The sequence below is a fragment of the Paenisporosarcina cavernae genome, from assembly GCF_003595195.1.
GTDB lineage: Bacteria > Bacillota > Bacilli > Bacillales_A > Planococcaceae > Paenisporosarcina > Paenisporosarcina cavernae.
The window spans coordinates 2038632-2062284 of the sequence record NZ_CP032418.1 but is presented as its reverse complement, the minus strand read 5'-3'; the positions used below and the strand labels follow the sequence as shown (position 1 = coordinate 2062284).

Annotated in this window: 27 protein-coding genes; 18 read left to right on the top strand and 9 right to left on the bottom strand. The window is 38.3% G+C overall.

Annotated elements, in window-relative coordinates:
• The first annotated feature begins 643 nt into the window (after positions 1-643).
• The 6 genes from D3873_RS10670 to D3873_RS10645 all read left to right on the top strand — a co-directional run bounded on the left by D3873_RS10670 (position 644) and on the right by D3873_RS10645 (position 6654).
• On the top strand, positions 644-892 hold the full coding sequence (locus D3873_RS10670; protein WP_119884006.1) for an acyl carrier protein: 249 nt from the start codon (positions 644-646) through the stop codon (positions 890-892).
• Positions 885-2282, top strand: coding sequence for an AMP-binding protein (locus tag D3873_RS10665; protein WP_119884005.1), 1398 nt, complete (start codon positions 885-887; stop codon positions 2280-2282). The genes D3873_RS10670 and D3873_RS10665 overlap by 8 nt, the downstream gene beginning before the upstream one ends.
• A gap of 119 nt (positions 2283-2401) precedes the next feature.
• Positions 2402-3853, top strand: coding sequence for an MBOAT family O-acyltransferase (locus D3873_RS10660; protein ID WP_162920187.1), 1452 nt, complete (start codon positions 2402-2404; stop codon positions 3851-3853).
• Between the two features lie 55 nt (positions 3854-3908).
• Positions 3909-4820 carry a hypothetical protein gene (locus D3873_RS10655; RefSeq protein WP_119884004.1) on the top strand — a complete coding sequence of 304 codons (912 nt, stop codon included), beginning with the start codon at positions 3909-3911 and terminating at the stop codon, positions 4818-4820.
• Between the two features lie 232 nt (positions 4821-5052).
• Positions 5053-5703 (top strand): SDR family oxidoreductase, encoded by a 651-nt coding sequence (locus tag D3873_RS10650; RefSeq protein WP_119884003.1) that lies wholly within the window; start codon positions 5053-5055, stop codon positions 5701-5703.
• Between the two features lie 288 nt (positions 5704-5991).
• Positions 5992-6654, top strand: coding sequence for a Type 1 glutamine amidotransferase-like domain-containing protein (locus D3873_RS10645; RefSeq protein WP_119884002.1), 663 nt, complete (start codon positions 5992-5994; stop codon positions 6652-6654).
• A 156-nt stretch (positions 6655-6810) separates the two neighbouring features.
• Here D3873_RS10645 and D3873_RS10640 read toward each other — a convergent pair whose 3' ends face one another.
• The 3 genes from D3873_RS10640 to D3873_RS10630 form a co-directional block, all read right to left on the bottom strand.
• Positions 6811-7680 carry an effector binding domain-containing protein gene (locus D3873_RS10640; protein ID WP_119884001.1) on the bottom strand — a complete coding sequence of 290 codons (870 nt, stop codon included), beginning with the start codon at positions 7678-7680 and terminating at the stop codon, positions 6811-6813.
• A gap of 158 nt (positions 7681-7838) precedes the next feature.
• The gene (locus tag D3873_RS10635) at positions 7839-8270 is read right to left on the bottom strand and encodes a hypothetical protein (RefSeq protein WP_119884000.1); all 432 of its coding nucleotides are present in this window, start codon (positions 8268-8270) and stop codon (positions 7839-7841) included.
• Positions 8271-8338: 68 nt separating this feature from the next.
• Complete coding sequence (locus D3873_RS10630; RefSeq protein ID WP_238473773.1) at positions 8339-8743, bottom strand: hypothetical protein; 405 nt, start codon at positions 8741-8743, stop codon at positions 8339-8341.
• 303 nt (positions 8744-9046) lie between these two features.
• On the opposite strand from D3873_RS10630, the gene D3873_RS10625 reads away from it, so the two are divergent.
• The 7 genes from D3873_RS10625 (at position 9047) to D3873_RS10595 (ending at position 14528) form a co-directional block, all read left to right on the top strand.
• Entirely contained in the window at positions 9047-10018 is a 972-nt protein-coding gene (locus D3873_RS10625; RefSeq protein ID WP_119883999.1) for a tRNA dihydrouridine synthase, read from the top strand.
• 354 nt (positions 10019-10372) lie between these two features.
• Positions 10373-10618: a type II toxin-antitoxin system prevent-host-death family antitoxin gene (locus D3873_RS10620; protein ID WP_119883998.1), complete on the top strand. Its 246-nt coding sequence runs from the start codon at positions 10373-10375 to the stop codon at positions 10616-10618.
• A gap of 2 nt (positions 10619-10620) precedes the next feature.
• Complete coding sequence (locus tag D3873_RS10615; protein WP_119883997.1) at positions 10621-10926, top strand: type II toxin-antitoxin system RelE/ParE family toxin; 306 nt, start codon at positions 10621-10623, stop codon at positions 10924-10926.
• 63 nt (positions 10927-10989) lie between these two features.
• Positions 10990-11547, top strand: coding sequence for a DUF4256 domain-containing protein (locus D3873_RS10610; protein WP_119883996.1), 558 nt, complete (start codon positions 10990-10992; stop codon positions 11545-11547).
• Between the two features lie 33 nt (positions 11548-11580).
• Positions 11581-12369 (top strand): pyrroline-5-carboxylate reductase, encoded by a 789-nt coding sequence (gene proC, locus D3873_RS10605; protein WP_119883995.1) that lies wholly within the window; start codon positions 11581-11583, stop codon positions 12367-12369.
• Positions 12370-12499: 130 nt separating this feature from the next.
• Positions 12500-13939, top strand: a complete 1440-nt coding sequence (locus D3873_RS10600) for a protein adenylyltransferase SelO (RefSeq protein WP_119883994.1) — start codon at positions 12500-12502, stop codon at positions 13937-13939.
• A 16-nt stretch (positions 13940-13955) separates the two neighbouring features.
• Entirely contained in the window at positions 13956-14528 is a 573-nt protein-coding gene (locus tag D3873_RS10595) for a GNAT family N-acetyltransferase (RefSeq protein WP_119883993.1), read from the top strand.
• Positions 14529-14933: 405 nt separating this feature from the next.
• Here D3873_RS10595 and D3873_RS10590 read toward each other — a convergent pair whose 3' ends face one another.
• Positions 14934-15380 (bottom strand): GNAT family N-acetyltransferase, encoded by a 447-nt coding sequence (locus D3873_RS10590; RefSeq protein WP_119883992.1) that lies wholly within the window; start codon positions 15378-15380, stop codon positions 14934-14936.
• Positions 15381-15601: 221 nt separating this feature from the next.
• Here D3873_RS10590 and D3873_RS10585 point away from each other — a divergent pair, with 221 nt between their 5' ends.
• Together D3873_RS10585 and D3873_RS10580 are read left to right on the top strand one after the other, a co-directional pair.
• Complete coding sequence (locus D3873_RS10585) at positions 15602-16636, top strand: ATP synthase beta subunit C-terminal domain-containing protein (protein WP_119883991.1); 1035 nt, start codon at positions 15602-15604, stop codon at positions 16634-16636.
• A 223-nt stretch (positions 16637-16859) separates the two neighbouring features.
• A complete protein-coding gene (locus D3873_RS10580) occupies positions 16860-17318 on the top strand; it encodes a hypothetical protein (RefSeq protein WP_238473772.1) in 459 nt (152 codons plus the stop codon).
• 120 nt (positions 17319-17438) lie between these two features.
• On the opposite strand, the gene D3873_RS10575 is transcribed toward D3873_RS10580, so the two are convergent.
• From D3873_RS10575 to D3873_RS10565, 4 genes are read right to left on the bottom strand one after another with little or no spacing between them, the layout of a single operon-like run.
• Positions 17439-17966: a hypothetical protein gene (locus D3873_RS10575; RefSeq protein ID WP_119883990.1), complete on the bottom strand. Its 528-nt coding sequence runs from the start codon at positions 17964-17966 to the stop codon at positions 17439-17441.
• Between the two features lie 53 nt (positions 17967-18019).
• Positions 18020-18178, bottom strand: coding sequence for a hypothetical protein (locus tag D3873_RS13460; RefSeq protein WP_162920186.1), 159 nt, complete (start codon positions 18176-18178; stop codon positions 18020-18022).
• 60 nt (positions 18179-18238) lie between these two features.
• The gene (locus tag D3873_RS10570; RefSeq protein WP_119883989.1) at positions 18239-19333 is read right to left on the bottom strand and encodes an ABC transporter permease; all 1095 of its coding nucleotides are present in this window, start codon (positions 19331-19333) and stop codon (positions 18239-18241) included.
• The gene (locus tag D3873_RS10565) at positions 19330-20262 is read right to left on the bottom strand and encodes an ABC transporter ATP-binding protein (protein WP_119883988.1); all 933 of its coding nucleotides are present in this window, start codon (positions 20260-20262) and stop codon (positions 19330-19332) included. Before D3873_RS10565 ends, D3873_RS10570 begins: the two co-directional genes overlap by 4 nt.
• A 154-nt stretch (positions 20263-20416) precedes the next feature.
• Between D3873_RS10565 and D3873_RS10560 the strand changes: the two genes are divergently transcribed.
• From D3873_RS10560 to D3873_RS10550, 3 genes are all read left to right on the top strand, one after another.
• Entirely contained in the window at positions 20417-21361 is a 945-nt protein-coding gene (locus D3873_RS10560) for an NADP-dependent oxidoreductase (RefSeq protein ID WP_119883987.1), read from the top strand.
• A gap of 81 nt (positions 21362-21442) precedes the next feature.
• Positions 21443-21907, top strand: coding sequence for an NUDIX hydrolase (locus tag D3873_RS10555; protein WP_119883986.1), 465 nt, complete (start codon positions 21443-21445; stop codon positions 21905-21907).
• 29 nt (positions 21908-21936) lie between these two features.
• Positions 21937-22470, top strand: a complete 534-nt coding sequence (locus tag D3873_RS10550; protein ID WP_238473771.1) for a GNAT family N-acetyltransferase — start codon at positions 21937-21939, stop codon at positions 22468-22470.
• Positions 22471-22510: 40 nt separating this feature from the next.
• Here D3873_RS10550 and D3873_RS10545 read toward each other — a convergent pair whose 3' ends face one another.
• On the bottom strand, positions 22511-23605 hold the full coding sequence (locus tag D3873_RS10545; protein WP_119883985.1) for a CAP domain-containing protein: 1095 nt from the start codon (positions 23603-23605) through the stop codon (positions 22511-22513).
• Positions 23606-23653: the final 48 nt, after the last annotated feature.

Here is a 23653-nt window from a genome sequence, read left to right as displayed (position 1 = left end):
AATTACATTCGCAGCATTAGTCGTGTCAATATTGTCATTCAACCATAAAAAATAACCCATCCTTGAGTTAGCGCTCAGATGGGTTATCTCACTCATTTAGCCAATCCCCTTGAAGGGAACCTGCTGTTACATTGATCGTTTGGTGTTGTAGCACCAGGCGATCTTTTTTATTTTACTCAATTTCTAATTTCATTATACCAAATGAATCTAGGTGTATCAACGATAAGAAAGTAGCCGACGTTGTGAAAATCAATCATTAGTTGCCACCGTGATATGGAAAGTCGAACATAACGAATACAACCTATATGATTAACTTGTGTGAATGCTCGTTTTTTAATTGTAGGTGCCAGTGTACGGAACTATTATGAAAGTTTAAACATTCATGACTGTTTAATTAATCGAAATTGTTTATAACGGAAGCACTTTTACGATTTTTAAGACCATTGACCATAGAGAAATAGTTGTGCTAAAATTTTGTTTGAAAATGATAATCGTTATCAACTGATAAATGAGTATTAAGTTAATAAGAAGAAAACAAGATATCGCACATATTTCCATAAAAATGTTGAATTGAAAACATGATGATATTATGAATATTACTTACAGAACGTCAGGGCAAAGACCGATGATAAGGAGGATCATGATGAAAAATATTGAAAAATATCGAAATGCTTTTATAGATATTCTAGAACTGGAAGAAGATGAGGTAAATGAAGACTTGATACTGGGAAATTCAAGTGAATGGGATTCTATTGGACATATGATTCTCATATCTGAGATGGAGGATGTTTTTGATGTCTCTATCGACTCAGAATGGATTTCCGAGTTTAACTCATACCAAAGTGGAATCGACATTTTAACACGTTTGGGAGTGGACTTTATCAATGAATGATTTTCAAAAAATCGAGAAATTCGGGAACCAGATTGCTTTGTATGCTGAGCGTGCATATTCATATGTTGAAATGATCCAAATTTCAGATGACATATCTCGTGAAATCGGTGCACGGACACTCGTTTTTTGTTTATGTTCAAACAATAAAGAGTCACTATTTGGCTATGTTGGATTCATAAGAGGAAAGGTAGTGCCGTTATTATTGGATGCTTCCATTTCCTTTGAACAGTTACAAAAATTAATTGATCTATACGAGCCGAATTTCATTTGGGCAACTAAAGAACACCAAGAACTATCCGCAAAATATAAGCATTCGTTTGAATTTGAAAACTATGCATTGTATAAAATGCCGAATCCTATTCAACATAATCTAGATGACCGTCTTGCATTGTTATTAACGACTTCAGGCAGCACGGGTAGCCCAAAGTTTGTACGACTGAGCTATGAAAATATTTTCAGCAATGCTGCATCCATTGCCGAATACTTAGACATTGGTCCAAATGATAAACCAATAACGACACTTCCAATGAGTTACTCCTATGGACTTTCCATTATTAATAGTCATTTCATTAAAGGCGCATCGATTGTGATAACGGATGCTTCTATCATTAGTAAAGAGTTTTGGAATTTGTGCAAAGAACATAACGTGACTACTTTTGGCGGTGTACCATTTTCTTATGAGATATTGGACAAGCTAAAGTTCCAAGATATCTCGCTTCCTAGTTTAAAGAAACTAACACAAGCTGGAGGGAAATTACCGCCAACATTATTCTCTAAATTTGTTGAAATATGTTCCGCAAAAGGAATTGAATTTTACACGATGTACGGTCAGACTGAAGCGACGGCGAGGATGGCCTATTTGCCATGTGATAAAAACCGCGATAAAGCTGGGAGTATTGGAATTGCTATTCCTGGTGGAGAATTTCACTTAGAAGATGATGCAGGTTCTAAAATCACACAGCCTTACACGACTGGAGAATTGATTTATAAAGGCCAAAACGTTTCTCTTGGATACGCGGAGTCATACCGTGATCTTTCAAAACAAGATGAAAATAAGGCTTTGCTTCATACAGGGGATCTCGCTTACTTTGATTCGGATGGGTATTATTTCATTTCTGGCAGAAAGAAAAGAATCATTAAACTTTATGGAAATCGTGTGAGTCTAGATGAACTTGAATTGTTTTTAAGTGAGCATGGTTATACCTGTATCTGTGGAGGAAAGGATGACCATTTAAATATCTATACACTGCAAGATGATGTAAATCAAATGAAGAAAATAATGAAAGAAAAATTAAACTTAAAAGGGTATAAGATTGTGAAAATAGATACTATCCCGCGTAATCATTTTGGTAAAATTCTCTATTCGGAGTTACCTAATTGGGCAGAATAGAAGTTGTTATGAAATTCAAGTCGTTTGGACAAGTATTCTAAGTTTTTACGTTTACCATAACCTCTGTATTTCTATATCCAGCATTCTAAGAATTGTTAAGTTTATTTATAGGTGAAAAGATGACATTTATATCCATTGAGTTTCTCGTGTTTTTAGCAATCATTGTTTCTCTTTACTATGTAGTTCCGCATCGCTTTAGGTGGATACTACTGCTAATCTCTACTTATGTTTTTTACGCATTTATTAGCATTCAATTTATCCCACTTTTATTGATAAGCACATTTTGTACTTATATATTTGGACAACAAATTGAAAAACAAGAAACAAAATCACAAAAGAAAGTTGCCATGCAAATAGGCATTATTCTTCTACTTCTGAGTCTTGGTTGGTTTAAGTACATTCATTTTGTGCATGACACACTTCGAGAAATTGCGAAGTTAGTAAATCTACATTACCCCATTCCATATCAAGAAGTTGTTTTGCCTTTGGCGATATCCTTTTACACGCTGCAAGCAATAAGTTATTTAGCGGATATTTATTATGGAAAGCAAAAGGCGGAACGGCACTTCGGCTATTTTTCCGTCTACTTTGCATTTTTCCCACAACTAGTAGCAGGACCAATCGAACGTGCGCGAAAATTGCTTCCACAGTTTAAAGTTGAGCAAGGTTTTCATATTGAAAATATTACCTATGGAATGAAGCGAATCGCATGGGGATTTTTCAAAAAGACAATCATCGCTGACCGGTTAGCGCCAATAGTGTCAAGTGTCTACGACAGTCCAGACCCGACAGGTTCTCAAATAGTGCTAGCTACGATTTTATTTTCAATCCAGCTGTATGCGGATTTTTCTGCTGTAAGTGATATTGCGATTGGTAGCGCTAGAATGCTCGGAATAAAATTAACGGAAAATTTTAATCAACCTCACTTTTCTGTTTCAATTGGAGACTTTTGGAATCGTTGGCACATTACATTCTCTTTGTGGTTACGGGACTATATTTTTATTCCATTATGTAAAGGGAAAAAGAAAAGAAGCGATATTTATGTGGCGATTATCATTACGTTTTTAGTGAGTGGGATTTGGCACGGAGCTGGTTGGAATTTTGTCCTGTGGGGATTGATCCATGGTATTTACCGAGTGTTTGGTGATGCAACAAAATCATCAAGAGAAAAAATGGCTTCCTTCATTCGATTAGATAGACATCCTATGATCCAACGATGGTGGAAAATCATGATTACCTTCTGGCTCGTATGTTTTTCTCGTGTATTCTTCCGTTCGGATTCGGGGGAACAAGGATTGGAACATGCTCAACTATTTTTATCTTTAAGCTCTTGGAATCCAGTTGAGCTTTTACATGCGTTTGACATGTTCTCTATTGTGGAATTAGTCATTTTCGTTTTTTTCTATGTTGTCGCACACATTTTTTACTATTTGGAAAGAAAGAATCGCTCGATTTGGGAATGGCTTTCTCATCGTTCCGTTTATGTCAGACTTGCCGTGTATATCTTTATCGTAGCGTCTGTCGTTATTTTTGGAGTATCCGGTCAAGAATTTATATATGGTGAATTTTGATGAAGAAAAAATACATTCCACTTAGAAATGAAGCTCAGAGATGAAAGGATGTACTATGAGGAATTTATGTGTAAAGGCAGCAGTCATCTTTGTGGTTGTATTTTTATTATTTATACCTGTAAATCAGTTCGTAAAAGATTCGCATGACTATAGAATAAACCACGCGATACTTTCATTTAAAAACAAGCCTTATCCTGTAGATATTATGAACTTGGGTGCATCCCATTCCATGTATGGCTATAACTTTAAGCCAACAGGATTGGCGCATCTCGATTTAGCACTGCCTGCCCAAACAATTCAATATGATTATAAATTATTGAAAGAATACGGAGAGTATTTAAAACCAAATGGTGTAGTCATTGTCTCTATTTCACAAATTACGTTTATCTCCTCTGAAGTCCATTACATCGGGAATTACTACCGAATCTTAGACCGTGAAGAAATAGAGCCATTTAATTTGCTCGATTACTACAGCTATTTGTATGCTCCAGGTACTAATAGTTCTCGATTTAACTCTGCTCTTGCAGGGAAACTGAAGAAATATAAATGGGATTCTCACAAACCTTGGGCAAATGAAGGAAGAAATTATTCTGAAAGTAAGTACGAAAAAGTAATAGAAGATTATGAAATTGCAATACAACAAAATACGATAAACCAAAATGTTCAACAGCTTCAGGAGATTGTAGAGTTGTGTAAATCGAAAGGATATTCAGTTGTGTTAACTTTGGAGCCGGTGCATTCTTCTTATCGAGAATATTTCACAGATGAGCTCATGAACCAATTAGTATTCCAACATCTTCAGTCTCTTGAATTAGATGTGCCTTTATTAAATTATATGGAAGATTCACGATTTGCCGATGAGGAAAAATATTTCATTGATCCAGATCATTTAAATAGTAAGGGTAGAAAAAAATTCTCTTGGATTGTGTATGAAGATTTGAGGAAAATGGGCTATTTGGGAATGTAAAATCTAGAAAATGGTGATAAGAACGCTTAAGAAGTGCAACCAGAGAACATTTTCCCACAAATCAGCCATAGTACAGTATTAACAATTCTAAGTAATCTTGAAATCCACTTGATTGAAGTATAAACCTAGGCTCTCTGATGAAAAATCGGTCTGATCAGCACATTCCATTGATTTAGTCACTTCCTTTCCGGGTATAGTACATTTATGCAAAAAGAAAGGAAGGATGTTATCAATGAAAGCATTAATCGTTGGAGCAAATGGTCAAGTTGGGAAACATCTCGTTTCTTTTATAAAAGACCAAGAAAACGTAGAAGCAAAAGTAATGATTCGGAAAGAAGAACAAGCTCCGCATTTCAAAGAGTTAGGTGTTGAAACTGTTATGGCTGATTTAGAAGGGGACATTCCTGCCATTGCGAAAGCAGCAGAAGGTGTCGATGCGATTGTATTTACAGCAGGATCTGGACCTAAAACAGGTGATGATAAAACTATTTTAGTTGATCTTGATGGCGCAGTAAAAACAATTGAGGCAGCTAAAAAAGCCGGTGTAAAACGATTTATCATGGTTAGTTCGTACGATACTACTCGAGAAGCGATCCAATCGTCCGATTCGTCTTTTGCACCGTATGTGGTAGCAAAACACTATGCAGATGAATGGTTAAGAGCAACAGATTTGGACTACACAATTGTTCATCCAGGAGCGTTAACAAATGACAGTGGAACTGGAAATGTCAATGTAGCTACAAAAGTAGAACCTCATGATATTCCGCGAGAAGATGTCGCTCGCGTTATTTTAGAGTGTCTGGTGAACGAATCCACTATTGGAAAAGAGTTTCAAGTAGTTTCTGGAGATGTAGATGTGAAAGAAGCCATTAAATCTCTATAAATAAAATTGATTTAGGTTAATACGTGCAGTCCCAATTTATACATGGGGCTGCATTTTTTTCTTTTTCAAAGAGTTATACACACTCTATTCTTCTTTTGCTTTGATATTTTTCTTATTGTCCGTTCTAGTAAAATTTTTAAAATAAAGGGTTCCAATTACTTCCTCTAGAATGTATGTGTGGTGGCGAAATTTTTGTTTTCATTGAAAAAGTGATTTTAAGCTGTTAATAAATTGAGTAAAATATTTCGTTTTGGTTAATAACACAATCTTGAAAGGAAGCGTGAAACGATGAAACTACTGCTTACATCCGCTGGTATTAAAAACAAAAGTATCGAAACAGCTTTAGTCGAACTAGTTGGAAAACCAATCGCTGAATCAACGGCGATTAGTATCCCCACCGCCATTTATGCAATTCCAGGAGGCGGTTATCGAGCATGGGAATTCTTTAGTGGCGAATCGACGTGTCCTATGTGTGAGTTAGGGTGGAAATCCATGGGGGTCTTAGAACTCACAGCATTGCCAAGTATTGATGAATCTTGCTGGGTTCCGATGGTGAAAGAAGCAGATGTCATTCTTGTTAACGGAGGAGATCCCCTATTTTTGAGCTACTGGATGAAGAAATCAGGAATTGCAGATCTTTTTCCATCATTAGACGTTGTGTATGTTGGATTAAGTGCTGGAAGTATGGTCATGGCACCGAACATTGGCGAGTTTTTTGTTGATTGGACTCCTCCGGAAGGAAATGATGAGGGTTTACAACTAGTCGACTTTTCTATATTCCCTCATCTAGATCATGAAATGCTACCAGAGAACACCATGGCTGCAGCTGAAACGTGGGCAGCTAAACTAGATGGTCCCTCTTATGCAATCGATGATGAAACCGCGATTAAAGTAGTGGATGGAGAAGTGAAAGTTGTATCAGAAGGGAAATGGAGAAAATTCAATAAATAGAATATAGTGGATAGATTGTTTTTGACTCTATAGCTCAAGAGGAAACATAAAAAACTGATGCCAGCGCAAATAATTATTAAGACAGTTTACACATTCAATAATGTGAAAATAATCACGATTGTTTATTGCGTTGGCACCTTATTTTCAACTCTGAACTTATTTAATCGGAATCCAAATCTCCGAGTATAAATCTGGAGAATTAGGATCTTCATCTGAATACAATTCAAACTCTGGAGTACCCGCATGTTGATATCCAGTGGAAGGGAACCATTCCGAGAAAATTTGTTTCCACGCATTTTGCATCGCGGTAGGCATAGGTCCATGTACTTCGAATACCGCCCATTTAGAAGCAGGGAGTTCTAAGCTAAGCATTCCATTTGGAACTTCTCCAGCGTAAGAAGTCGCCACCCAATAGTCAAATACATTCACATCTTTTTGCTCTTTGCTAACTTCCCCACAAACCCCTAAGACACCTTTAACTACACCATCGTTTAATTGAAACAGCTGATCGCAAGTTCCATTATGATTTACTTCCTCCCAAAGTTCCGGGATGCCTATTACATTTTCTTCCTCTGCCACACTAGAAAATTCTCGCTTAATGCCCACAATTTGAAACGCATTCTTTTCGATAACACTGTACTTCATTGGATTTGCTCCTTTCAAGGTTACCTGGATCATCAGGCGATTATAGGATTGCAGCTTTCCCTTACTCTTCCGCAGGTCACTTGGTGTAAGATTGTGCTGTCTACGGAATGCTTTGGAAAAAGCCTCGGGAGTTTCATATCCATATTTATGGGCAATGTCGATTACTTTAGTATCCGTTGTCAGCAATTCCTCTCCTGCCAATGTTAGTCGACGTCTTCTTATATAGTCACCGACCGTAATATCGGTTAGTACGGAGAACGTTCTCTGAAAATGAAAAGCTGACACGTTGGCTTGTTTCGCAATACTGTCAATCGTCAAATTCTCCATTAAATTTTTTTCCATGTAATCAATTGCTTTTTGTATGGATTCTACCCATGCCATGACTTCAACTCCTTAAAATGATTGTAGCAACTTGAAAATAAAAGCTCCTGTCAATTCATGCTTAGTTGTGACAGATTCAAAGCACTTATCATGAATAACTGTAGTTTTAGAATAATCTAATGAAGAGACTAATTGAACGATAATTTTAAAGTATTGAATTACGTGCGAGAATACGGAGCCATATCAGTATTGCCTGAAATCACATTCATCGTTCCTATTAGCATTGGATAAAGCCCAACCGCAAATAAAACGATAAAACCACTACCTGGAGAAAGTTCAAATTGTGGTGGGATATCTTGGAGAACCGTTGAAAAGAGGAAATAATTCAGCAGTAAATAATATGGAAACCATAAAATTATCGTGAAAAAGCGGATGTTTCCAATCAGCCATTTGTTGGTGACATAAAAAACGAGATACATAGACAAGGCAAATAAAAAGATAACTCCAACAGTTAAAATACTTAATGACATATTCTTTGGAAGGGGTATTTTGGAAATGATCAATTCTTGATAGACATATAAAGCGTGAAACATGAAAAAAGAGAATCCATAGAGCGAGGACAATATATTCAAACGGCAAAATGATTTCATCAGTACCTCCTTCGTTCCTTTTTATAAAAGGATTCGGATACAATTTTCACTCCCTACTCACCGTTTTCTTATGAATGCTTTGTAATTGTGATAATAGAGTTTTCAGGTGTAAGTATGTCGCTCTGCTTAATCGAAAAATCGGATTGATGACGCTTTACTTCTGCATATTGTACAATCTCGTCATCGTTTACAAAAACCAACAAATAGATATCATCTCGCTGAGAGATGTTACTAGAATCGGTGAATTTAATGCCTATTTGTTGATTCATCGTTTCTTGGGATGTATAGGGTTCGAATAAATAGGCTTGAGTCCATTGGAATTCTGTGACACCATGAAGATTTATTTCATTTGAAACGGATTCGTCAACCTTGGAAGAAAGAGTTTTCTCTAAATCAGTATTTCTTGGTATATTGTTCCGGAAATAACTAATAGCCATCACAAAAATAAGTATTATAAAAATAATCTTCTTCAATTTCTCACCGCCAAACGTTATATGCGTACCTTACATGTACGTAATTTCTTTTGATATGTATTACTCTTCAGATGAATTATTCGGGCAATTTATTACTAATAAAGTAGATGTGCTAGTCCAGTAAAATTGTGGCTAGCATTTTTCTATGGATTTCAAAAAACGAAGTGTTTATAATAGTTAAGTTAGACGAAGGAATCATACAAAAGTTCCAATTTTCTGATTGCTGTTAAATTGAATGATGGTCCATAATCGACTGATTAAATAGATAGGGTTATTCAAAGTAAGGAAAGGATTTGAAGAAACGTGAGCAAGAATTTTTGGCGTGATTTACCACGACCATTTTTTGTTTTGGCGCCAATGGAAGATGTAACAGACGTTGTTTTCCGACATGTGGTGAGTGAAGCAGGAAAACCAGATGTGTTTTTTACAGAGTTTACGAATACGGAAAGTTATTGCCACCCGGAGGGAATGAAAAGTGTTCGAGGCCGCTTAACATTTACGGAAGACGAACAGCCGATGGTTGCGCATATTTGGGGAGACAAGCCCGAGTTTTTCCGTCAAATGAGTATTGGAATGGCCGATCTTGGATTTAAGGGAATCGATATTAATATGGGGTGTCCTGTTCCAAATGTTGCATCTCGTGGGAAAGGTAGCGGACTAATTCTTCGACCAGAAGTTGCAGCAGAAATCATTCAAGCTGCAAAAGCGGGTGGCCTACCGGTTAGTGTTAAAACACGTTTAGGTTATACGGAGATTGACGAGTGGAAAGAGTGGTTAAAACATATCCTCGAGCAAGATATTGCCAACTTGTCGATTCACTTGCGTACTCGAAAAGAGATGAGTCAAGTAGATGCTCATTGGGAACTGATTCCCGAGATTAAAGAAATGCGAGACAAAATCGCACCCAATACGCTACTTACGATCAATGGGGACATTCCTGACCGTCAAGTTGGTCTAGAGCTTGCCGAAAAGTATGGAATTGATGGTGTCATGATTGGCCGAGGAATTTTCAAAAATCCATTCGCATTTGAAAAAGAGCCAAAAGAACATACTAGTGAAGAATACTTAGAGTTGTTAATGTTGCATCTTGATCTTCACGATCAATATCAAGAAGAAATCCCTCGTTCCATTACAGGACTGCACCGCTTCTTCAAAATTTATGTCAAAGGATTCCGTGGGGCTGGGGAACTACGAAACCAACTGATGAATACGAAATCCACTAAAGAAGTACGAGAATTACTTGAGCAATTTTCTTTAAACACAACGGATAGATAATACAAAAGGCAGCAAAGAGACGTACATTCTCTTGCTGTCTTTTTTAATTGGAGGAAAAAATGGCGAGATAAATGGCTAATAAATAGAGTTTTATATGTGGAAGTTTGAGCATACTTCATCTTTGCTGACATATGACGTATAGCCATAGTCTTTTAACTAGCAGCAACCTAAGAAAATAGTTTGGGAATATGAACTTAAGATTCAGGAAAATTTCTCTTGCGGTTTTTTGATACTAGTTTCATGTTGCAATATTTTCGCGCTACCTAATGCTGCAAATTCACCCTGCGAATTTGCACGTTAATATTGGAAGGATACAATCATTTGCAGTATAATTTGCATAAAGGAGTGTTCGTGATGCCTAATATAAAACCCATTTCCGATCTAAGAAATTATTCGGAAGTTTTAAGTGAAGTTAGAGAAAATAGTCCAGTGTATTTGACAAGGAATGGTCGCGGTGAATATGCCATCGTAAAAATAGAAGAATTAGAGAAATTAAAAGCGACAATTGAACTGTTGGCTGAAATTGAAGAAGGAGAAAAGTCTGCTCGAGATGAAACGTCATATACTTTGGATGAAGTGAAAGCAAGATACGGATTATAAGTATGGAAATATTACTGACAAAACGTTTTTCAACTGACTTAGATAATCTTTATGAAAATCTGAAAGTACAATGGGATAGTGAGATAGCTTTAGATGTAGTTCGAAAAGTAATGTATTCGATATCCAATTTAGCAGAATTTCCTTTTTTAGGTTCTAGTTTGTCAAAAGAAATTACTGTCGCTACTGATCTCCGAAAAATTTACATCGAAAAGAATTATATTTTTTATCGGATAGAAGGAAATAAAATAATCGTGTTGAGAATGCTACATGAACGTCGGCATTATTTTAACCATTTGTTTGAACAATAAATTATTAAAAAAATGTAGATTAAATTCTTTAGCTGTAACTTTATCAAGAAGGGAGAAATTTCAATGTCATCAGTACTTTCTGCAGAACAAAAGGACCAATTTATCAGTACTTTACAAGCACGTTTTGTCGCTAACGAAAATAGACATAGTGGTCTTGAGTGGTCGAAAGTTCAATCTAAATTGGAAAATAATCCGGAAAAAATATGGTCTGTTCACCAAATGGAAGTGACCGGTGGAGAACCGGATGTGGTTAGTTACAACGAACAATCAAACGAGTATATTTTCGTGGATTGTGCGAAAGAAAGTCCGAAAGAACGACGAAGTATTTGTTATGACCAAGAAGCCTTAGATGCACGAAAACAAAACAAACCTAGATCTTCTGCAATTGCGATGGCCAAAGAAATGGGTGTGGAAATTCTCACCGAAGAAGAGTATCGTGAACTGCAAAAGTTAGGAGAATTCGATTTGAAAACGTCTAGTTGGATTAAAACCCCTTCGCAAATTCGTCAGCTTGGTGGAGCACTATTTTGTGATCGACGCTATGATACGGTTTTTACGTATCATAATGGAGCGGAGTCTTATTATGCGGCTAGAGGATTCCGTGCAAGTCTAAGAGTGTAGGGCAGATCAACTAGACAAGTGGGAGTTGAGGAGATGGATACAATGATTGGTTTCGTTGGCTGTGGAAAAATGGCACAAGCGATAATTCATGGAATGATAACTTATGGTGGTTATTCTCCGAAGCAAATTGTTGCGACTGCTCGAACACATGCTACAAGAGAATCGATCGTCAATAAGTTTGGAATCAACGTACAAACAAACAATAAAGAAGTTGCTTCCTCGACGGATATTTTATTTTTAGCAATAAAACCTCACGATTTCTTAGAAGTTGTAAAAGAAATATCACCAGCTATCCGAAAAGACACATTAATCGTCACTGCCGGTTTTGGCGTGACGTTAAACGAGGTTGGAGATTTATTCCCAGAAGGTACGAAAATCGTACGAATTATGCCAAACACTCCCGCATACGTTGGCGAAGGTATGACCGCCTATTGTCCGAATGCATGTGTCTCTGAAGAGGAGATTGAGAAGCTCGATCAATTGTTTACCTCTTTTGGAAAAGCGGAACGAGTTCCCGAACGACTGATGGACACGATCACCGCAGTCAGTGGCTCTTCACCAGCATATGTCTATATGTTTATCGAAGCGCTTGCAGATGGTGCGGTACGACACGGAGTGCCTCGTGACCTTGCGTATCAGCTAGTTGGACAATCGGTATTAGGAGCTGCAAAAATGGTGCTAGAGACTGGCCAACATCCTGGGAAATTAAAAGACGATGTAACAACTCCAAATGGCTCAACCATTCGTGCAATTGAATCGCTTGAGGCTGATGGGTTTCGCGGTGCGATTATCCAAGCAGTTGGGGCATGTTTTAAAAAATAAACCAGCTGATGATTTGTCGATTCGTTCGGTAATCATCAGCTTTTTATTTCGTGTCACGTATAAGGTAGAATGGAAGAACGAATAGTAAACATCATGGACGATTAATCACCAATTGAAATGAGGGAGATTCATGAACAAGAACATCACACTCGATAATTCTTATATCACGTTACCTGACATCTTTTATTCCAAGCAATTGCCTGCACGCGCTCCTTTTCCGAAAACTATTTTGGTCAATAATGCGTTAGCAGAAGAACTTGGTATAAACGAAGCACTGCTGTCCGCTAGTTTCATCACTGGAAATGACATCCCTGAAAATGCCGTTCCAATTGCGCAAAGCTATGCGGGACATCAATTCGGTCATTTTACGATGCTTGGAGATGGACGCGCTATTTTACTCGGTGAATGGCAAACTCCTCAAGGAAAAACGGTCGACCTTCAATTAAAAGGAGCTGGTCCTACTTCTTATTCAAGAGGGGGAGATGGACGCGCAGCACTGGGTCCGATGGTCAGGGAATATTTGATTAGTGAAGCAATGCACGGACTCGGCATTCCGACGACACGCAGCTTAGGAGTGGCAACAACAGGTGAATCAGTTTACCGAGAGTCAAAGTTAGAAGGTGCTGTGCTTGCTAGAGTAGCTGCAAGTCATTTGCGTGTCGGGACGTTTCAGTTTGCTCGTCAATTTGGCACATTAGATGATGTAATGAAACTAGCTGATTATGCGATTGCAAGACATTACCAAGAAATTGCTGATGATGAAAACAAATATGAAAATTTTTTAGCAGCTGTTATGGAACGGCAAGCGAAGCTTATAGCGAAATGGCAGTTGGTTGGGTTTATTCACGGCGTGATGAATACGGATAATATGACTATTAGCGGGGAAACGATTGACTATGGTCCTTGTGCATTCATGGACACTTATGCAAGGAATACGGTGTATAGCTCAATCGATGTGCAAGGAAGATATGCTTATGGCAATCAACCCCCCATTGCGCACTGGAATGTAATGCGATTAGCGGAAAGCTTGTTACCTTTAATTCACGAAGAAGAAGATCGAGCGATTGAACTGGCTGAAACGATCCTACAGAAATTCCCCAAAATCTATCATAGGGAATGGATGGAGGGAATGTGTGCGAAATTAGGATTATTTGAGGAAAAAGCGGGAGATGAACAACTAGTCGGAGAATTACTCGAACTGATGGAAATTCACGCCGCCGATTATACGAATACGTTCCGAGCATTCGCGCTAAATACTTTCGAAGGAATAGCGTTATTTAAGACGGAAAACTTCCTCCAGTGGAAAGAAAAGTGGGAAGTGAGACGTGCAAATCAAGAACAATCCATTTCGCAGTCAAATGAGTTTATGAAGCAGCACAATCCAGCCATCATACCTAGAAATTATTTAGTAGAAAATGCACTCGCTGCATTAGTTAATGAAGGAAATAATGAGCTCGTGCTTGAGTTACTCAACGTATTAAAGAATCCATATACCTATTCACCAGAACAAGAGAAATACGCAGCCGTTCCGCCATCAAACGATTCGTTTAAAACATATTGCGGAACATAATCATGAGGGAAATAATATGCAAATTCGTATTCAAGCTCCTTTAAGAGCTGATCAAGAACAAATCGAGAAATTTTTTGAAAATGTATTAACCCATACGTACAAAGTGAATGGTATTTCTCATTTAGCAGAAGAATTAAAAGACGAAATACAAGAAAAGAAAGAAAAGTTGGCATCCCATTTTCGTACAAATGGAACTGCACCGTATTTTCTTGTTGCAAAAGTGGAAGAAAAAGTAGTGGGTACGATTACGCTTGGGAAGTCCAATGCCCTCATTCATGAACTGACAAAAGGGAAATTAGATGACGTTTTGGAGCTAGGTACCATCTATGTCGATCCTTCCTATCAAGGAAATGGAATCGGGAGTAAGTTAGTGAAACATATGCTGAGCGAACTTCAATCGAAAAACGAAGCTTCTTTCTGTTTAGACAGTGGATTTCCTCTTGCGCAAAAGGTGTGGAGAAAGAAATTTGGTAATCCAACTTACTGGTTTAAAAACCATTGGGGAGAGGGCAGCGATCACATGGTCTGGCATGTGACACTACTTTCTGAGCATGCGGAAAAAAGAGCTAGTACAAAAGGCAGTGAATAGTTGAAAATACGAAGGTCAACAGGTATACTTATAGTACAAAAGCATAAAGTAAACCGAGTGCGTCAACACTCGGTTTTGTAAGAGCTTACCCGCAAGAAGAGCGGTTGGCTCGAGCAAACAAGAAATTAGTCGCCCCGAGCCTGCTACAGCATTCGGGCGGCTATTTCTTTTTCATTGAAAAAAAGAATAGCGACAAGATTAAGCCGATAAACGAGATCAATACAGTCGCAAACTGCATTAAAATACTCATCGATTCAAATATCGTCATTGGCATCACCTCCAGTAAAGGTGTAACCAACCGCCCAACTTACCTCTTCTCTTACAGATTCTAGTATACCATAAATAGAACGTATGTTCGATATATTAATCGAACAAAAGGAAATTTTTAGCGAAAATTTCTCCTTATCAAAGCACTAATCGATGCGTGACATCTGGTGTATCGTGCGTTTCCGTAAATCCATTCGCACGATAAAATGCGTCTGCTTTTGCAGAATCTGTTCGTAAATTAATTTCTGTGAAATTCTCCTTTGCTCGTGTTACCAGTTCTTTTAATAAAAGAGAACCGACGCCCTTTCGTCGAACTTGAGGTAACGTGTAGAAACGTCGCAGTCTTGCCTGTCCTGCTTCTGCGCTATAGGGATTCACATTTAAACCTCCTATGGCCACTAATTCTCCGTTATCATCCCACACACCTAGCAATGCTTCTCCTTGTTTATCAAATCGGTTGGATCCATCTTCGTAATCATGTACAAGTCGTGATAAAAAGCGGTACCCTTCTTCTTCACTTTTCGAAACTAATGGGGAAACATCAAGCGTTGTTAAGTCATCGATTGGTTGAACTTTGTACGTCATGTCCATTTCCTCCCTTAAAAGAATTTGTTGCGTGAATCTATACCATTCTCTATCGAGGAGAAAGAATCCTTTAATTTCTAAAAAGCTGACATTATAAAAGGGAATAAAAAGAATTAATATATAGTATTTGCGGTATAGAGTTATAAAATTTACTTTTTAAATAAAAAATACTTGCGCTTAAACGTAAAATAAATTACGATATGAAGTAAGGAGGGGTGGAAATGGAAAATATCCGGTTAAACGTTGAATTGCTTCGTAAACGTGTTCCAAATTTGACGACAGCTGCAAAATCAGTTGGAATTCGACCAGCAACTGTTTCCAATTTGAGCACAGGGAAAATTGATTTAGGGAAAGCAGAAGTTCGGACTCTTGTAGGGTTAGCGGAACTCGCAAAGTGTAAGGTAGACGACTTAATCATTCGTGAAGGAGATATGGACATGATTGAAACGAACATTAAAGCACTAGATTTCTTTGCACCATTGATAAAAGGTGGAATGACCGGGATTGTTGCTAGACCCGGCATGGGGCAAGTTGTCATCGTCGCAGAGTTATTACATCGTTTGAAAAACTCTGACTATCACACGATTTTATGGACGCCTTCAGCAAATACAAAAGAAGTGGAAGAAATCGAAGAGTTCGCCGATGCAGTGACGCGTTCACTTGAAGAAACGAAACAAGCTCTTAAATCTTCAAATGACATGATTTTATTCACCGATAGAAGCAGATTACAATCTGCCGAATTGCTAGATCTTCGAGACTGGATGGAAGAAAACGCAATTCGTAATGTCACCACCTTAATGATTGATGTATCTGGTGAAGTAATGGATGACGACATGCCTTACGGTCCGTTAGATACGATTTGGCAACTGGATGCAGATTTATCTGCAAGACATTTATATCCTGCGGTGAACCCGTTAATTTCTACCTCGTCGCTAATGGAAGATACAAGTGTAAGTGAAGATCATTTTACACTTCGTCAGAGAGCACAGAAAGTACTTCGAAGATATCGTGAATTACGTTCAATCGTTGCGAATCATGGGATGGAACGCATTGCAGAATCAGATTTGCATACGTACAAGATTGGAGAACGTTTAGAAGCATACTTCACACAAAATTTTTATGTGGCAGAGGAATTTACGAAAAAAGCGGGACAATCTGTTTCATTGAAAGAAACATTGAAAGATGTTGCCGCTCTCTTGGATGGAAAAGCGGATAATAAACCTGCAAAAGAATTGCAATACATTGGTGCCCTTTAAATAAAATACATCTAGTAGAAAAACAGCAAACCTTGTGATGGCATCTCGTAAGTCGAAATCATAAGGTTTGTTTTGTCTATTTAACAGCAGAAATCATCACTTGGAGAAGTATATGGAATTCCTATTGAGTAGCAGGAAAGACTAGTCATTAGTGACAGATTTTACATTTTCCTATATAGTCATGATAATTATCGGCAAGCTAAAGCAAAAAGGGGTTTTGGAATTGACTACGTACCAATTACATTTTACGGTTCCAACGGGTTTTAACGAAATAAATGAAGATATTCCTATACCAGAAGATATATCATTCTGGATGCCATTAATGCAGTACTTTATCAATAAATCGAACATGATTGAAATCCATTGTTGGTATGAGGAGAAGGAAGTGATTAAGGAAGCTATTTCATTATTTGATTACCCCTCTAATTATCCTAATAATTACCAACCAACAATCTTTCGCGGCGAATTAACAGAAAATCGCATTCATACTCTTCTGAACTACTTTCTCACAGAAAATAAGGAGATTAAGTGGTTCTCTATTTTCTTAAAAAAGGATGCTAAAACAACCTTCCATTCAGAACATTGGGGTACAGAATTTTTTGCGCCGAACGTGAGCGAGGATGATATAGCCTTTATAAAGTCTATGCTTCCAAAAGACACTGATTTTAATCAGTACGTGTAAGTAGTACTGATGGAGAAACGAATACCATGAGATTAGAGTGTTTGCCTACATTTCTGCTTTCGCGCGTTTTATCATTCATACCAAAAAAAAAACGCGAGACAACTAAATCTCGCGATTTTTTTAGTAAAGATTTTGTAAGTTTAGTATTTTTAACGACGATCCACGAATGTTTTGATATCGGCCATCTGTGATTTTTTGATACAAATGATTCGGTGTATTGGAAACGAACTCGTTGGAACCATTCTGTTCATACGTATTCAAAAACAACAAATACTCTCCGGTTTTTATATCGTGTTCATCTTTTTTCAGTAAGAATGTTTCATTTCCAGAGGAAGAGTCGGTATAAGAGAAATGTTGAGAAAAAGGTATCGTGTCGTTCCGTGCAATCGCTACCTTCGAGTCATTCTTGAGGACTTCTAGGATGTTGATGTCATACACAGCTTTTTTTGAACCATTATCAATTACATCATATTCCTTGGGAAATTCTGCTCGCACAACGATGCTAGCGTCTTGATATATCTCATTAGCTTCGTCAAATACTTTTGCAAGATCGTTAGAATTGTTTTCAGCTATAAAATTTGTGTACGCATAAATACTAATAGCCAATAATGCGACCATCATCACGAGGTTAGCAATCCATTTCTTCATCCGATTTCCTCCATTACGTATCTCTCCAAAACAAACATCCAAAAAGAACGATCTTATAGACCCAATATACCGATTGTGATGACCGCCATGAATAGACTAAACACCACGGTCATCAGCCAGTCGGTTTTCCGTGTAGTTCGTAGAAGTACATTTAAAAATGAACCGATGAGAACAAACATGAAAAACACTGCGACAATCATCATCCATTCCATTTCGACACACCTCCTACTAGTTATACGTTTGTTCCATCTATTCGTTTCAAATGAAGACTACTATTCCCATTTAAATGTTCGACTTGCCACAAAAAATGCTCCAACAAGCCATGCAAATAGGATGAGTACTTCTAAACCTAAATCGGTAATTGGTGTTCCCACGTTCATCGTTTCTCGAAGTGCGTGTGTTAAATGAGCAATGGGTAAAATTTCGACGATAGGTTGTAAAAATTCCGGCATATTACTGATTGGGAAGAACACACCGCCAAGAAATAGCATAGGGAACGACAAAAATCCTGCAATTGGTGCAGCACTTTCTGGTGTTTTCGCAATGCCTGCAATGATGAATCCGATTGCCATAAATGCTAACGTGCCTAAAATGACAAAGAGCAAGAGATTGAACCATGAGCCACTTACTTTCACATCAAAAATGAGATTTGCGACTAGTAAGACGATGATGGCTTGTAGCCCATTGAGAACCAGTCGCGCCGTAATTTGAGCAGAGATAAAGGTAGAAGCGCGAAGTGTTGTCCCTTGCATGCGGCGCAGAATACCTCGTTCTCTCCAAGCAGCAATTTGCCCTGCAACTCCGTTCATATTGTTACTCATAATCATCATTGCAAGAATTCCTGGAACAAGAAAATCGATATATTCAAGTTCCACAGATTCGACTCCCTCTGGAGCGGTTACAAGGCTAGGAGAATAGTTCACTTGTGCTTTGCTAATTCCGTCAATCACACTATTGACAAGCGTTAAGCCGAGCTGGGAAACGGTTAAATTTGTTTCATTAAACAAAATCGGGAGCTCAAATGTGGAACTTCCAGCAGTTTTAGTAGAATCCCCATACCCTTTTGGAATGACAAGCGCTAACTGAGAGTCCCCATTTTTAACTGCCGCTTTAGCATCCGATGCTGATGCCAATTTTTCCAATTCAAGCCCTGTCGTTTTCTGCAAGGCATCTTGAAGACCTTTCGATGCTTCAGTATTATCTTCGTCTACAATTGCTAATTGAACGGACATGGAATTTCCGTTCCCTAAAAACGACCCAAGCATGACCATTAAAAAAATAGGAAAGGCGAGCGTCCAGAACAGCACTTGTTTGTTGCGCATAAAAATTCGAAGTTGAGCCAGTGTTAATTGTCCGTATGCTCTCATGATTCTCTCAAACTCCTTCCCGTCATTTGAATGAAGACATCTTCAAGCGTTGCTGTATGTGTTTGTAAATCGCTCAGCGTGATGTCTCTTTCATTCGCAAATTGGAGTAGAGAGACAAGCGTATTTTGTAGGTCGTTGGTGAATAATGTGTAGCGTCCTTTTCTTGTTTCTACTTGCAAAACACCGTTTAACGATTCTAATTCAGCAGTCGCGATTTCCACTTTCGCGAAAAACTCCACCGTGCTGTCTGCATTCAACTGCTTAATCAATCCATTTGCCGTATTTAGTCCAATCAATTTTCCTTGATCCATTATTGCGATTCGATCACAGAGAACTTGAGCTTCATCCATGTAATGGGTCGTCAACACAGTCGTTTTCCCTTTGTCTTTTAGCTTTAAAATGATATCCCATAGCGTGCGGCGTGCTTGCGGATCGAGACCAGTTGTTGGCTCATCTAAAAAGATAATGAATGGATCATGGACGAGAGCTAACGCAATCGCAAGACGCTGCTTTTGACCGCCAGATAACGTTTTAATGCGGCTATTTGTTTTTTCAGTTAATAACATATCGTCAATTAACGGCTCGAGAGGGATACTTTTCTTGTAAAAACTAGCGTACAGTTCAAGTATTTCCTTTACCGTTAACAATTCAAATAATGTGGTAGATTGCAGCTGAATGCCAATTACTTCTTTAACTTGATGTAAATCACGAACGACATCAAATCCGCGTATAGTTGCAGTTCCACCATCTGGTTTTCGAAGTCCGACAAGCATTTCGATTGTAGTGGATTTCCCAGCGCCATTTGGTCCAAGTAAGCCGAATATTTCCCCTTGTTTTACGTGGAATGAAATGCCATCCACCGCTTGGAAATTACCATAATTTTTACGAAGATCTTGGACGTGAATCATTCTTTCTGTCGATTCTGTCATGTAGATTCTCCTTTCTTTACTATCTACTATTTACATTATCAGAATATTCACAGCAGACAACCAGTTATTGGAATGTTTTTACTTGAGGCAGTGTACGTGAATTTATGAGCAGTATTTGATACACTTCCTTTCATTAATGAATGGAGGAGATTTGATGAAAGCAGTAGTCATTCAATCGTACGGTGGGAAAGAAGTTTTAAAAGAACAGGAAATGGAAATGCCCAATTTGCAGGACAATCAAGTATTAGTGGAAGTATACGCCACTTCTGTCAATCCAATTGACTGGAAAGTTCGAGAAGGCTATTTAAAAGAAATGATGCCATTTGAATTTCCTATTATTTTAGGTTGGGATGTGGCAGGCGTTGTAAAAGAAAAAGGCAAAGCTGTAGACAACGTGGAAATTGGCGAACGCGTATTTGCACGACCTGCGACAACAAATCGTGGTACGTACGCAGAATATGTAGCAGTAGATGAAAACTTGATAGCAAAAATGCCTGATTCCATGACATTTGAAGAAGCGGCTGCAATTCCTCTTGCAGGACTGACAGCATATCAATGCTTAGTCGACTTCAGCTCCATAAAAGAAGGAAATCGCGTATTAATCCATGCAGGTGCTGGTGGTGTAGGAACGTTTGCTATTCAACTTGCGAAAGCATATGGTGCGTATGTATACACGACTGCAAGCGGGAAAAATATCGAGTTTCTGACATCACTAGGGGCAGACCGTGTGATTAATTACAAAGAAGAGAATTTCTGGGATGTAGTAAATGACCTAGATATCGTTTTAGATACAATGGGTGGAGACATCCAAACAAAAAGTTTTGAGGTGTTAAAGAAAGGCGGGACACTCGTATCAATCGTCCAACCCCCAGATGAACACCTTGCAAAAGAAAAAGAAGTGAAAGCGGGACTCGTTTGGTTAGAGCCAAACGGAGAACAACTTCAACTTCTCGCAACACTATTTGAAGAAAAGAAATTACAGCCAATTATTGGACAAGAATTTCCTTTAACTGAAAAAGGTGTGCAAGATGCACATGCAGTGAGTGAAACACATCATGCAAAAGGTAAATTAGTGATTACCGCTAAAAAAGCGGAATAGATGAAAATGTCGAGCACCCTCTACCGATGAAATGGTAGAGGGTTTTTATGATACGCTAAAGACAAAAGGGGGTTACGATAAATGGATTATATTCGCCAAATACGAAAGAAAATTGGTTCAGATATGCTCTTAACGGTAGGTTGTGGTGTCATTTTAGAAAAAGGCAATTCGATACTTTTGCAACATCGCAAAGACGAAGACAGCTGGTGCATACCAGGCGGGTTGATGGAAATTGGCGAAACGTTTGAAGAAGCGGCTAAACGCGAAGTGTTCGAGGAAACAGGTTTGATCGTTGAAAATTTGGAGCTTTTTGGCATTTATTCCGGTGAAAATGGATTTGCTACTTATCCAAATGGTGACAAAGTGTATGGCATTCAAATTATCTTTCAAAGTAAGGTACCCGAAGGAGAAATTCGGACGAATAAAGAGGAGTCCCATGACCATCAGTTTTTTGAAACAGGGTCACTTCCGGAAAATTTAACCCTCCGACAACAAGCATTTATTTTCGATTGGCAATCTTGCGCAAAACGTCCAATCGTAAAATAATTGGAATAAATTTAGAAAGGGGGATACATGTGCCTTCACATGAAATAGAATTTCTGCCTATGACAACCGAACATATTCACCTTATGGCGAAGTGGCTACAAGATCCTGTCGTACTTGCCTTTTATGAAGGTAGAGACAATCCATTTGATGAAGAAAAAGTTCGGCGAGTTTTTCTAGAGGAAAAAGATATCGCGATTCCTTGCATTGTTTCCTATCATGGCCAGCCAATTGGATACATTCAGTATTACGAAGTGAACAAGGAACATCAAAAGGAATATTCCTATGACAGTCCTGCTGGGAAGGTATTTGGAATGGACCAGTTTATCGGAGAAACGAGTTACTGGAACAAAGGAATCGGTACAAAAATGGTGGCTACTATGGTCGGCTTTTTACAAAAGGAGCTAGGTGCAGAAAGAATCATATTAGATCCACAAGTGGAGAACCGGAGAGCAGTAGCGGTCTATGAGAAGTGTGGGTTTCAACAGATTAAACTTCTTCCCAAACATGAATGGCATGAAGGGGTTAAGCGAGACTGTTGGTTAATGGAATGGCGAGCAGAATGACAACATGTTTCTGCTCGCTGTTTTTACTAGGAAGGGAGTTTTATTTTCCAAAAAAGTTCTCCGTGTAATAAGGTTGTTTTTTGTCGTTGATGTCGACTCCCACACCTAGGTTTGTATAGTCGGCTAATAAAATATTCTCCCTATGACCGAGAGAGTTCATCAACCCTTCGTGTGCAAAAATACTGCTATTTTGTCCGTATGCTAGATTTTCTCCAGCGAGTCGAAAACGGAGACCTTGTGCTTCCATACGATCAAAAGGGGATTGTCCTGATAAGTTTTCATGGGCAAAATAGTTATTTTTCGCCATATCAGAGCTATGAAGGACTGCTGATTTAGCAGCAGTAGTACTCCATTCCAATACGCTTAACCCGTGACTGACACGTTCAGCATTTGTAAGATCGAATAATTGCACCGCGAATGCCTCTTCCAGCGTCGGATTAGGAGCCGCGTAATTTTCTTCTTTTTTCATTTCCATCGATTCGGAGAGAACTTGGATAGCTGTTAACTCATTGTTCGCATGTTTATCGTAAAAGAAAGTTACATATTGTCCGTCTAACAAATACGTATCAATATCTTCATTCGAAATAATGTACGACACAAGCCCTTTCCGAATGCTTTTTAAAGGTTCTCCGTAAAGTGTGCGAATGGACTCTTTCGAGGATTTCCACTTTATACCATCCTTCGATGACAGTAAATCTTGGTTTGTATAAAATCCGTTTACCTTTTTTTCTGCATCATATGTCAGCATGAAAAAATGCTGATAGTCTTGATGATACGTATACCAAGACTGCTTGTATTCATTCATCGAGATTCGGTCAGGTTTACCGTACAAAGAAATCACATCATCTTCTGAATCCCCAAGTTGAATATTGTTGACGGCAAATAATTCGGTATCTGGTTTTTCAAGAGTAGGAGCGGGTATTTTTTCTTTTATCTCGGTCGTTTCATTTCGTAAGTCATTCGCTATTTCCTTTACATATGGATTTGCTTTTAAGTCATCCCACCATTCCGCCATTTGCGCATCGATTGGATCAAGCCATGAAACGTCGATATATTGACTTGCCGGACCTCTCCAAAACGGGCTAAGTGCATACAAAATTACAACCAGCAACAATAAGCGAATTAGAAATTTCATCACCGCCACCTCCTTCTATTCTTGAATCGATAGGTGAATTGCAATAGA